The organism is Bradyrhizobium sp. SRS-191, assembly GCF_024586915.1.
GTDB lineage: Bacteria > Pseudomonadota > Alphaproteobacteria > Rhizobiales > Xanthobacteraceae > Bradyrhizobium.
In genome coordinates, this window is record NZ_JANBVS010000024.1 from 67,206 (window position 1) to 79,747 (window position 12,542).

The following is a 12,542-nucleotide window of genomic DNA, read 5'->3' on the forward strand; positions in this document are numbered from 1 at the left end:
GCGTCTCCTGCCCAGCGACAGCGCGCGCGATCAGCGGATCGCGTTGAGCAGGTCGGACATCATCTGCTGCGAGGTCGTCATGACCTTGACGTTGGCCGAATAGGCCTGCTGCGTTGCGATCAGCTTGGAGAACTCGCCGGCCACATCGCTGTTCGACGCCTCGATGTTGCCGCCAACGATCGTCGCGCCATTGAGGCCGGCAATCGGCGGACCGGAGTCGCGCGTCTGCTCGTAGCTGCCGCCGGACGCAGGCTTGAGCGCGTTCGGATTGGCGAAGTTCGCGACACCTGCCACCGCCACGGAGGCGGTCATGTCATTGGTGAAGGTGCCGACGATCGTTCCCTCTGACGTGACCGAGAGGCTCTTGAGACTCCCTGCCGGATATCCGTCCTGAGCAAGTGTGTTGGTCGTCACGGTCCCGGAGGACGTCGCCAGCTGCGTCAGCCCACCCGAGCCGATGTTCAGCGCGACATCGCCCGAATTGACGCCGTCGAGGGTCAATTGCGGGATCTTCAACGACACGCTGCCATCGCCCGCCACGGTGGCCGCGGCAGGCGGCACGAACTTTCCCGATCCATCGAAGGCGAAGGCATGGCCGACATTGGTCCAGTCGCTGGCCTTCGACGCCGTCGAGCTCGACGCGTAGAACAGATTCCAGGTCGCGTTCTTTGGCGGAGTGGCCGCCGTGTTCGCGTCCTGCACCTTCGCCCAGCGTGTCGACAGCGAGACCGGCGTGCCTCCGGCGCCGTACAGCGTCAAGGACGGGCCCGGAAGCGACTTATCAAGCAAGGCGGCGGCCTGAGCGGCCGGCACCTTCTTGCTGGTGTCAGGTGCCGTGAGGGTCGGATCGGTCACGACCGCACTGGGAATGGCGTACGGCGTGGAGTCCCCTGCTGCTCCGGCCGTCGTCACCGGCGCCTTCGGCAGATTGGCGCCATAATCGATTCGCGAGGTCTGCCGGCCCGGCATGTTGGCGTTGTTGATGCGGATCGGACCGGACGAGACGGCGCTGCCCGTCGCGGGATCCAGATTGGTGCCGAACAGATACAAGTCGGCTCCGTTCATCAGATAGCCGTCCTTGTCGATGGTGAAATCACCCCGGCGCGTATAGAGTGGAACACCCGAGAATTTGCTGTCGCCTGTCTTCTGTTGAACAGAGAAGAACGACGGACCGTTGATCGCCATGTTGGTCGACGTTCCCGTCGCGCGCAGCGCGCCCTGCAGCGAGTTGGTGGACCTCGCCTCGGCAACGACGCTTCCAGCCACCGTCTGCCTCCTGCTCTGCGAACTGACGAGATCGGAGAAGGTGGTGTCTACGTATTTGTAGCCCGGCGTCTGCGTATTGGCGATGTTGCCGGAGATGTTGGCCATGGCGTAGGACTGCGCCTTCATGCCACTGAACGCGGTCGTCAGAGCGGTGGAGATGCTCATTTGATGTCTCGTATCAAGGATTGGAGATGAGGGAGGATCTGCGACGGCCGATCCATCGTCCGGCCGCCGCATGTTGTTGTTCCCCTGTGCTCCGCCGCTTCACCGCGCGCGACGCAGCGAGCACCAGGGCATCATCGAGACGTCCCCGATCGCGCAGGTGCTTCGTCGTCACGCACGCGACGGAGCGCGCGAGGACGAGGCGGAGGCCAGCGCTAGCGGAGAAGCTGGAGGATGCCCTGCTGCGCCTGGTTGGCGAGAGACAAGGCCGAGATGCCGAGCGAGTTGCGCAGGCTCAGCGCGTTCTGGTTCGCGGTTTCCTCGTTGAGATCGGCGATCGTGAGGTTGTTTGCGCCGACATCGAGAATGTTGATCATGTTCTTGGTGAAGGCCTGCCGGTTTTGAATCACCGTCAGGTTCGAACCGAACGTCGAGGCCTGGCTGCGCAGCGTCGACGACGCGTTCATCAGCTGGCTGAGCGCGGTCTTGACCTCGTCGTTGGTTGCGAAATTGCCGCTCGACTGCGTCACGCCGAGGCCGGCCGCGTCGAACTTGACTCCCTTGATGTCGAGGTAGCTCGAGTCCTTCTCGTTGAAGGTCATGTGCAGCGTATTCTCTTTCGGATCGCTGCCGGTGCGGTAGAGCAGGTTAGCGCCTTGAAACCGTGCGTCCTGTGCCGCCATGGTGATCTGGTTCAGCAGCTCGTTGAACTGCTGCGCCAGAGCCGCGCGCTGATTGGTCCCGTTGGCGGCGGTCGCGCCTGCGCCGGCCGCGGTCCTCGCCTTGGTGACGTCGCCGGCCGTGCCGAAGCCGATATCCTTGGTGCTCGCGGCCGCTGAGGTCACCGTAAGCTTCTGGTCACCACCAGAGGCCGTCGTGCGGAGCGAGACCGTGCCCGCAGCATTGTCGTAGGTCGCGATCACCTTGCCCGAAATGCCCGTGTCGGCATTGAGCTGACGGTTGATCGCAGCCGCGATGTCCTGGGCCTTCAAGGTGGCCACGCCGAGCGCGGCATCGGCCGTCTTGTTCAGATTGATGGTCTTGGTGAGACCGTTGCCGAGCTGAACCGTGAGCGAGGCATCGCCCGCGGTCAGATCGAAATTGCTGGCCGTTCCGAGCGCGGCGACGGCAGCGCCGGTGACGGTCGCCTTCGCCGAGCCGTCGGTCGCATCGATGCCGGACGCGGAAACCGTGGTCAGCGTTCCGGTCCCGAAGCCCACATCCACGGTGTTGCCGGCGCCGCCGCCCGAGATCGTGATCTTCGCATCGGAGCCGGTGAGGGTCGAGGTGAACGTCAGACGTCCGTCATTCGTCAACGACGCGGTTGCAAACGCGCCCGCCTGGTTCAGTTGCTGATTGATCTGGGTAAGGATTTCGGTCGACGACACCTTCGAGATGTCACGCACGCTCTGCGCCAGACGAGAGCGATCCAGCGTGATCGTGGTGGCGTTGCCGAAATTGTCGGTGACGGTGAAAGCCGAGGCCGCAGACGCCGCGCTGTAGTCGTGCGTGCCGTCAGCCGCGGCACCGGTGCCTGCGCCGAGCAACGACTTGCCGCTGGCAGCTGCGACGACTGCGCCCGTAGCGGCGGAGCCGGATGCGGTGTTCTGCACCGCAAGCGCCTGCTGCGCGGTGCTCTTGGCGGAATCGACGAGTCCCTGAATGCGCGTGATGCCCTGGTTCGCGGCCTGGATGGTCTGAATGCCGTTCGAAATTCCGTCCATCAACGACATCAGGTCTGCGGAGCGTGCCGTCATGCTCTGCGCCGCGAAGTAGTTCACCGGATTGTCCAGCGCAGAGTTGACCTTCTTCTGGGTCGACAGGCGCGACTGGGTCGTCGCCAGCAGGGACGCCGTGTCCTGCAACGACAGCAGGTTCTGGCGCGTGGCAGCAGACAGTGTGATTTCGGAGGGCATGGCTGAGATCTTTCTCTTCTCGTTTCGCCGCTTCATGCGACGAGCGAGAGCCTCGCCTTCCACGATTTACGACATCGAAATTCCTGGGGCCCGCTCAGCGCCGTTTCGACTCTCTCCGTCCTCAACAAGGTACTTTTCGTACTTCATCCGTGAAAAAGCCGACGGCGTTGTTAGTATTGTCGTCTCTAATTTGCGGCGCGCGAATGCTCAGCGCCGCACGTCGTACGACGCTGTTAGCTCGAATGACAATTCTCTCTGGGGATGCTGGCTGGAGCGCGCCGGCTCAGCCGACGGCAGCGCCTGGCAAGTTGCAACAAGCGATCGCGCGGCTGGCGGACCAATCGACGGAAGGTCGTTCCATCGCCGGCACGGCAGGCCGTTGGTTTGAGCGAAAGGCTGTAGTCAATCTGATCTGCGCTGACGGGGAGACTGACAGACACGTCCCGCGCTCGCTCGCCGCGAAGAAGATCGGGATATCGTCCGCGGCCAGGTTTCGGTGGACCGCTGTTGGCCTGACGACCGATCGCTCTGCATCACACGCGGCACGCAGCCTGCGTGTCGGACGGAGTGGTCCACGCCAATTTCTCGGCTCGCGACGATCTCGCGCGCGTCCCGTCGTGCAGCAGCGCAAAGGCTTGAAACGGTCTGAGCGTACACACGCTTGGTCGCGGATCGTGCAACTACGATCGTATGGAGTTCGGCTCCTGCGGTCACCCGCCCCCGTGCAGGACTCGCCTGACACTGCCAAGGGCATAGTTCCGTCCCCCGATCGACAGCATGATTGGATTCTTCGTGAGGTCGACGGATTCGACGACGCCCTGCGCCTCTGCCGACACGGCAACGGACCTTCCCGCAGCATCCTTTGCGTCGACGACTAATTTGTATGGGCCAGGAGGAGAGGCTACCCCATTGCTCGCCTGGCCATTCCAGGCGAAGCCGTTGTCGCCGGAGTTCAACACGCGTGTTCCTGAATAGACGAGTTGGCCGGTCGCATTCGTCACGGACACCGTCGCCGTGACGCTCTTGGGGGATCTCAGATTCCACACGGCTGAGCCCTTCGCGAGGGTCGCCTCGCTGCCATCGACCACCGCGGTCCTGCCGACGAGCATCAAGGCCTGGGTTGATTGCGCGGATTTCTGTGCCTCGACGAGCCGTTCGAGGAGCGTGTTGCCCTTGAGCTGCTGCTCGACCTGGGCGAATTGAACAAGTTGCTGAGTGAACTGATTGACGTTGAGCGGGTCGAGAGGGTTTTGGTGTTGCAACTGCGTCGTGAGCAGCGTCAGAAACGACTGAAAGTTGTCCGCTATGCCGGATCGCGCACCGGCCGCCGGATTGACCGCGCCCTCCGTGCGCACCTTCGGCGCTGCCGCTGCAGCCTTCTGTTGACGTGATGAGGTCGGCTCAATGCTCATGTTGTCCTCACGCCCCCATGCGACGTAGCAGCTCGCAATCAGCAGGATCGCGTGAGGGATCGATTCGATGCTGCCAGTCCACACCTCCTAGCTTGCGGCAACATTACGACGAGATGCGAGCAGCCCGATTGCGATCAGATTCTCGCACCTCGTCTCCGACGAGGCCGTCCATTATGACGGACGTGCTACGGCCTCGTGGCTGCGTCGACCGCTGCCGACGAAACGACGGCGGCCGCGGCGTCCGTATTGAGGGTGTATCTCAGATGGTCTGGTTGTAGGCACCGACCTCGGGATGGGTGCGCAGCACGACGTTCACGGCTTCGAACATGTCGTGCATCCGCTGCTCCGACACCGGGCTCTCAACCACGACGACGAGCTCGGGCTTGTTGGATGAGGCCCGCACCAGGCCCCAGCTGCCGTCCTCGACCGTGACGCGCACGCCGTTGACGGTGACGAGGCCGCGGATCGCCTGACCCGCGACCTTGCCGCCCTGCTGCTGCAGCGTCTGGAAGTGCTTCACGACGCTGTCGACCACGCCATATTTGAGCTCGTCGCCGCAATGCGGCGACATCGTCGGCGACGACCAGGTCTTGGGCAGCGCCTCCTTGAGGTCGGCCATCGTCTTGCCCGGCGCGCGATCGAGCATCTCGCAGATCGCGATCGCCGAGACGAGACCGTCGTCATAGCCGCGGCCGAACGGCTTGTTGAAGAAGAAGTGGCCCGACTTCTCGAAGCCGGCGAGCGCGCCGAGTTCGTTGGTGCGGCGCTTCATGTAGGAATGCCCGGTCTTCCAATATTCGGTCTTGGCGCCCTGCGCCTGCAGCACCGGATCGGTCATGAACAGGCCGGTCGACTTCACGTCGACGACGAACTGCGCATCCCTGTGGATCGCCGACATGTCGCGCGCCAGCATCACGCCGACCTTGTCGGCGAAGATCTCCTCACCGGTGTTGTCGACGACGCCGCAACGGTCGCCGTCGCCATCGAAGCCGAGGCCGACATCGGCCTTGTGAGCAAGCACGGCGTCGCGGATGGCGTGCAGCATCTCCATGTCTTCGGGATTGGGATTGTATTTCGGGAAGGTGTGATCGAGCTCGGTGTCGAGCGGGATCACCTCGCAGCCGATCGCCTCGAGCACCTGAGGCGCGAACGCGCCGGCGGTGCCGTTGCCGCAGGCCGCGACGACTTTGAGCCGGCGCTTCAGCTTCGGACGATTGGTGAGATCGGCGATGTAGCGCGCGGGGAAATTCTCGTGGAACTGATAGGAGCCGCCGCCGGCATTCTTGAACTCGGCGTTGAGCACGATCTCCTTCAGCCGGGTCATCTCCTCCGGGCCGAAGGTCAGCGGCCGGTTGGCGCCCATCTTCACGCCGGTCCAGCCATTGTCGTTGTGCGAGGCGGTGACCATGGCGACACAGGGCACGTCGAGGTCGAACTGGGCGAAATAGGCCATCGGCGTCACGGCAAGGCCAATGTCATGCACCTTGCAGCCGGCGGCCATCAGGCCGGAGATCAGCGCGTATTTGATCGAGGCGGAATAGCCGCGGAAATCATGGCCGGTGACGATCTCCTGCTTGACGCCGCGTTCGGCGATGAGCGCGCCCAGCCCCATGCCGAGCGCCTGCACCCCCATCAGGTTGATCTCCTTGTTGAACAGCCAGCGCGCGTCATATTCGCGGAAGCCCGTCGGCTTCACCATCGGCTCGGATTCGAAAGCGTAGGTGTTGGGGACCAGAAGGGGCTTCGGCTTGGGAAACATCAGGGGACGGCCTCGGGAATAATCACATCAATGGAAGAACGGAGTCGTGCGCTACACGACCTCATACGACAATCGCAGAAGGCAGATGAATGCAGGCAACAATCGGGCAGACCGCCTCATTCCCTGGGGCGATCATGCCTGCCGGTATATGGGAGCCGTCAGCGGCTGAGCCAAGACGCGGTCGTGGCGGGGCCTATTGCTCCAGCACCATCTGGCCGTTGGCGTAGGCGAAGCGCTTCAGCTTCGACAGGAAGGACAGGCCGAGCAGGTTCTCCGACAGCGCCGCGTCGGGCAGCACCAGGGCATCCACGTCGCGGACGGTGAGTTCGCCGAGCTCGACCATCGCGAGCCGGGCCCGCGCAGCCTTCACGGTCCCGTTGGCCGTGGTCACATTGGCAGTGTAGTCGCCGCGCGCCGGGCGCAGGCCGAAGCGGGCGGCCGAGCTCTCGTTCAGCGCGACCATCGAAGCGCCGGTGTCGATCATGAAGCTGATGCGCTGGCCGTCGATGCGGCCATCGGCGCGGAAATGACCGCGGCGGTCGGTCGGGATGTTGAGGCTGCGCTGGCCCGCCGCGGAGGTGTCCACGGTCGCGCTGCGCACCGACGTCGTGGCGGACGCCGGCGCCGGCGTCAGGCGATCGGCCAGTTGCGCCATGAAAGTGCCGAGGCCGACGAGAACGGCCGCGAAGATCATTATGTTACGCATTACGCAACGCCCGACTTTACCCCGCAACCGACTTGACCATGAAAGCCGCTGACGGGCGACTGAGGCGGAGCGGCTGCCGCTGCCATTTTGGCGAAAACGATGAGCGAAGCGTTAACGATCGCGGTGCGGGCGGTATAATTTGCATCAAGTCCCCCGCGGCTTGGCCCGCCGCGTCGGCATGGCGCTGGCGGGATCCTCGGGCCAGGGATGCCTCGGATAGCGGCCGCGCAGGTCGGTGCGGACAGCGGCATAGGAGCCGCGCCAGAAGCCGGGCAGATCGCGCGTCACCTGCACCGGCCGCTGCGCCGGCGAAAGCAGTTCCAGGACCAGCGGCACCGCGCCGCGGGCGATCGACGGATGGACGTTGAGCCCGAACAACTCCTGCAGCCGCACGGCGATGGTCGGCCCCTGCTCGGCCTCGTAATCGATCGCCAACATGGTCCCGGTCGGCGCCTCGAAATGCGTCGGCGCCTCCTTGTCGAGCCGCGCGCGCAGGTCCCAGGGCAGCAGCGCCATCACAGCGTCCGAGACGTCCCCCGGAGAGACATCCCTGAGGGAGGTCTTGTCAGAGAGCAGCGGCACCAGCCAGTCGTCGCGCCGCGCACTCAGGCCGGCATCTGAGAGGTCGGGCCAGCTGTCACCCTCCGCCTTGCGCAGGAAGGTCACCCGGTCGCGCCACTGCTTGGCGGCCTTCGACCATGGCAGCCGGTCGAGGCCGGCGGCGCAGATGCCCTCGCCAAAGATGCGCGCGGTCTCCTCCGACGGCGTCAGCGCCACCGGCGCATCCGCCATCACGATCGCATGCAGCCTGCGCCTGCGCCTGGCGCGCAGCGCCATCGCGTTGAGATCGAAGCTGACCTCGTCCTTCGCTTCGATCTGCGCAGCGAAATGACGTTCGATGTCCTCGATCGCGAGCGGCGCGGCCAGAAGGATGCGGCCGCTGGCGGCCGTGCCCGTCAGCTCGCCCACCGCGATATAGGGCACCCTAGCCAACGAGGAGGTCTGTTCGACAGCAGCGCCGCGGCCATTGGCCAGCACGAAGCTGCCATTGCCGCGGTTGCGGGCGACACGGTCAGGGAAGGCGAAGGCCAGCATCAGGCCAGTGGTCAGCTCTCCTGCCGCCCGCGATGAGCCCGACGTTCCGACCTGCTGCGCCCAGCGCCGCGCCATGTCACGCGCGCTTTGCGCCCGCTGCGAGCGGTCGCGGCGGAACTGATCGAGCCGGACCTCGAGGTCGACGCTATCGCCGCCGAGCCCGCGCTCGGTCAGGATCGCCGCGATATCGGCGGCCTGCGCGGCCGCTCCGTGATCGGCGGCATCGACGATCATGCGCGCCAGCCGCGGCGGCAGCGCCAGGGCCCGCAGCCGCCGGCCCTCGTCGGTCAAGCGGCCATCGGCATCGAGCGCGCCGAGCTCGTTGAGCAGGTCACGGGCCTCCTTCCACGCCGGCTGCGGCGGCGGATCGAGGAAGCTCAGCGTCGCGGGATCGCTGACGCCCCATTGCGCGAGGTCGAGCACCAGCGAGGACAGATCGGCGCTGAGGATTTCCGGCTGGGTGTAGGCCGCCAGCGAGGCCGTCTGCGGCTCGTCCCACAGCCGATAGCAAACACCGGGCTCGGTGCGGCCGGCACGGCCGCGACGCTGATCGACGGCGGCACGCGACGCCCGCACCGTCTCCAGCCGGGTCAGGCCGATGTCCGGCTCGTAGCGCGGCACGCGGGCGAGGCCGGAATCGACCACGATGCGGACGCCCTCGATGGTCAGCGAGGTCTCGGCGATCGAGGTCGCCAGCACCACCTTGCGGTGGCCCTTAGGCGCCGGCGAAATGGCGCGGTCCTGGACGGCGGCATCGAGCGCGCCGAACAGCGGCACGATCTCGATCGCGGCATCGTGGACGCGCTCGGCCAGCATGGTCTGGGTGCGGCGGATCTCGGCGGCGCCCGGCAGGAACGCCAGCACAGAGCCGGCATCGGCGCGCAGGGCGGTCGCGATCGTCTCGGCCATCTGCCGCTCGACCGGCGCATCCGGCTTGCGGCCGACATAGCGCGTCTCCACCGGAAAAGCGCGGCCCTCGCTCTCGACCACCGGCGCATCGCCGAGCAGCCTGGCGACACGGGCGCCGTCGAGCGTCGCCGACATCACGAGGATGCGGAGGTCCTCGCGCAGGCCCTGCTGCGCATCGCGCGCCAGCGCGAGGCCGAGATCGGCGTCGAGCGAGCGCTCGTGAAATTCGTCGAACAGCACGGCCGCGACGCCGGTCAGTTCGGGATCATCGAGGATCTGCCGGGTGAAGATACCCTCGGTGACGACCTCGATGCGGGTTGCGCGCGACACCTTCGAGCCGAAGCGCACGCGATAGCCAACGGTCTCCCCGGCCCGCTCGCCGAGCGACTTCGCCATCCGCTCGGCGCTGGCGCGGGCCGCGATGCGGCGCGGCTCCAGCACGATGATCTTGTTGGTCCCGACCCATGGCGCATCGCGCAGCGCCAGCGGCACCCGCGTTGTCTTGCCGGCGCCGGGCGGCGCCACCAGCACCGCGGTGTTGCTGCGTTCGAGCGTGCCGGACAATGCGTCCAGCACGGCGTCGATGGGCAGCGGTGTGTCGAAGCGAAGGGGCAATCAATCAACCAATCATCACCCGCCGAAGCGGGTGATCCCGTCAGTGCAGACCGCCTGGCTCATGGCGATCAGTCGTCCTGCATACCCCGCTTGCGCGGGATATGACAACGCCATGTCATTCGGCCTTCACCGACGGCCGGCCGACGCTCTCGTAGACGAAGCCGTGGGCGGCCATCTCGTCGGGGCGGTAGACGTTGCGCAGGTCGACGACGACGGGACTGGCCATCACCTGCTTGAGGCGGTCGAGATCCATGGCGCGGTACTGCACCCATTCGGTCACCAGCACGATCGCGTCGGCGCCCGTCGCGCAATCATAGGGATCGTCGTAATAGGCGATCTCCGGCAGCTCCTTCTTGGCCTGCTCGATGCCGACGGGATCATGCGCGCGCACCTTGGCCCCCATGTCGAGCAGCCCGGTCACCAGCGGGATCGACGGCGCCTCGCGCATGTCGTCGGTCTCCGGCTTGAAGGTGAGGCCGAGCACGGCGACCGTCTTGCCGCGCAGATTGCCGCCGACGGCGTGCGCGACCTTGCGCGCCATCGCGCGCTTGCGATTGTCGTTGACCGCCAGCACGGATTCCACGATGCGCAGCTGCGTGTCGTAGTCCTGCGCGATCTTGATCAGCGCGCGGGTGTCCTTCGGAAAGCACGAGCCGCCGAAGCCCGGACCGGCATGCAGGAACTTCGCGCCGATGCGGTTGTCGAGGCCGATGCCGCGCGCCACTTCCTGCACGTCGGCGCCGACCTTCTCGGCGAGGTCGGCGACCTCGTTGATGAAGGTGATCTTGGTGGCGAGGAATGCATTCGCCGCGTATTTGATCAGCTCTGCCGTGCGCCGCGCCGTGTACATGACCGGCGCCTGGTTCAGCGACAGCGGCCGATAGATGTCGCCGAGCACCTTGCGGCCGCGCTCGTCGTCGGTGCCGACGACGATCCTATCAGGCCATTTGAAGTCGCGGATCGCCGCACCTTCGCGCAGGAATTCCGGATTGGAGGCGACCACCACATCGGCCGCAGGATTGGTCTCGCGGATGATGCGCTCGACCTCGTCGCCGGTGCCGACCGGCACGGTCGACTTGGTGACGACGACGGTGAACCCGGTGAGCGAGGCCGCAATCTCACGCGCGGCGGCATAGACGTAGGTGAGGTCGGCATGACCGTCACCGCGCCGCGACGGCGTGCCGACGGCGATGAAGACGGCGTCGGCGTCGGCCACGGGCTGCTTGAGATCGGTCGTGAAGTCGAGCCGCCTGGCCTTCACGTTGGTGGCGACCAGCGCATCCAGGCCGGGTTCGAAGATCGGAATTTCCCCGCGATGCAGCGCGGCGATCTTGCTCTCGTCCTTGTCCACGCAGGTCACCTGGTGACCGAAATCGGCGAAGCAGGCACCGGACACCAGACCCACATAGCCCGTGCCGATCATCGCAATTCGCATCGAAACCCATCCTTCAAGGTTAATACTTTCGCGTCTTAAACCATTTGCGGTTCAAGGGGAATTTAGAAAACGGCATGACGTTTGGATGACAAAGAGGAGTTTTAACGGCTCTGCTCCACAATGCGGCAGCTCCGCGCCAGAGAGGGACAGCATGACCGCGAATGGTACGCCGAAATCGGCCGGAACAGAGGCACGGATCGACTGGGTCGACTACGCCAAGGGTATCTGCATCATCATGGTGGTGATGATGCACTCGGTGCTGGGCGTCGAGCTCGCCGCCGGCGAGACCGGCTTCATGCATGCCGTCGTCGCCTTCGCCAAGCCGTTCCGGATGCCCGACTTCTTCCTGATCTCCGGCCTGTTCCTGCCGCTGGTGATCGACCGCGACTGGCGCACCTACATCGATCGCAAGGTGGTGCACTTCGCCTATTTCTACATCCTCTGGGTGACGATCCAGTTCGGCTTCAAGGCGCCCGGCTTCGCCGCCGCCTCCGGCTGGCAGCACGCCGGCTATCTGTACCTGGAGTCCTTCATCGAGCCGTTCGGCACGCTGTGGTTCATCTACCTGCTGCCGATCTTCTTCGTCGTCATCAAGCTGACACGGAAGGCCCCGGCGCCGGTGATCTGGGGCATCGCGGCCGGCCTCGAAATGGCGCATATCGTCACCGGCTGGACCGTGATCGACGAGTTCTGCGCCCGCTTCGTCTACATCTACTCCGGCTATCTGTTCGCGACCTATATCTTCGCCTTGTCGGAACGTGCGCGGGCACAACCCATGCTCGCGATCGTCGGCCTGCTCGCCTGGGCGGTGGTCAACCAGGGGCTCGTCAATCTCGGCGTCAGCGAATGGCCGGTGATCTCGCTCTCGCTGGGCTATGCCGGCGCGGTCGCCATCATCATCGCCGGCACGCTCTTGGCCCGCGCGCAGCTCCTCAATGTGCTCAGGTTCTGCGGCGAGCATTCGATCGTGATCTATCTTGCCTTCTTCCTGCCGATGGCCGCGACGCGCACCGTGCTGCTGAAGACGGGGATCATCACCGACATCGGCATGATCTCGCTGCTGGTCACCATCGCCGGCGTGCTCGGCGCGCTGGCGATCTGGCGCCTTGCGCTGCGCGTCGGCGCGCGCTTCCTGTTCGAGCGCCCGATCGCGTTCTGGATCGCGCCGCCGAAGCCGCGTGTCGCGATCCAGCCGGCAGAGTAACCCCATCCTCGGTGTCGTCCCGGGCGAAGACCCGGGACCCATAACCACCGTCCTCTGTTTGTG

8 protein-coding genes are annotated in these 12,542 nt (G+C 65.4%); 1 reads left to right on the plus strand and 7 read right to left on the minus strand.

What is annotated here, in order from left to right; all coding sequences use genetic code 11:
• Positions 1-30: 30 nt before the first annotated feature.
• The 7 genes from NLR35_RS30470 to NLR35_RS30500 all read right to left on the minus strand — a co-directional run bounded on the left by NLR35_RS30470 (position 31) and on the right by NLR35_RS30500 (position 11,275).
• The gene (locus NLR35_RS30470; protein ID WP_257170233.1) at positions 31-1,431 is read right to left on the minus strand and encodes a flagellar hook protein FlgE; all 1,401 of its coding nucleotides are present in this window, start codon (positions 1,429-1,431) and stop codon (positions 31-33) included.
• Between the two features lie 212 nt (positions 1,432-1,643).
• Positions 1,644-3,344 (minus strand): flagellin, encoded by a 1,701-nt coding sequence (locus NLR35_RS30475; protein ID WP_257170234.1) that lies wholly within the window; start codon positions 3,342-3,344, stop codon positions 1,644-1,646.
• Positions 3,345-4,054: 710 nt separating this feature from the next.
• On the minus strand, positions 4,055-4,756 hold the full coding sequence (locus NLR35_RS30480) for a flagellar hook assembly protein FlgD (protein WP_257170235.1): 702 nt from the start codon (positions 4,754-4,756) through the stop codon (positions 4,055-4,057).
• Positions 4,757-5,015: 259 nt separating this feature from the next.
• Positions 5,016-6,515 carry a phosphomannomutase/phosphoglucomutase gene (locus NLR35_RS30485; RefSeq protein WP_257170236.1) on the minus strand — a complete coding sequence of 500 codons (1,500 nt, stop codon included), beginning with the start codon at positions 6,513-6,515 and terminating at the stop codon, positions 5,016-5,018.
• 193 nt (positions 6,516-6,708) lie between these two features.
• A complete protein-coding gene (locus NLR35_RS30490) occupies positions 6,709-7,209 on the minus strand; it encodes a TIGR02281 family clan AA aspartic protease (RefSeq protein ID WP_257170255.1) in 501 nt (166 codons plus the stop codon).
• Between the two features lie 156 nt (positions 7,210-7,365).
• On the minus strand, positions 7,366-9,840 hold the full coding sequence (gene hrpB, locus NLR35_RS30495) for an ATP-dependent helicase HrpB (protein ID WP_257170237.1): 2,475 nt from the start codon (positions 9,838-9,840) through the stop codon (positions 7,366-7,368).
• A gap of 115 nt (positions 9,841-9,955) precedes the next feature.
• Positions 9,956-11,275 carry a UDP-glucose/GDP-mannose dehydrogenase family protein gene (locus NLR35_RS30500; RefSeq protein ID WP_257170238.1) on the minus strand — a complete coding sequence of 440 codons (1,320 nt, stop codon included), beginning with the start codon at positions 11,273-11,275 and terminating at the stop codon, positions 9,956-9,958.
• A gap of 151 nt (positions 11,276-11,426) precedes the next feature.
• Here NLR35_RS30500 and NLR35_RS30505 point away from each other — a divergent pair, with 151 nt between their 5' ends.
• A complete protein-coding gene (locus NLR35_RS30505) occupies positions 11,427-12,479 on the plus strand; it encodes an acyltransferase family protein (protein ID WP_257170239.1) in 1,053 nt (350 codons plus the stop codon).
• The last annotated feature ends 63 nt before the right edge of the window (positions 12,480-12,542 follow it).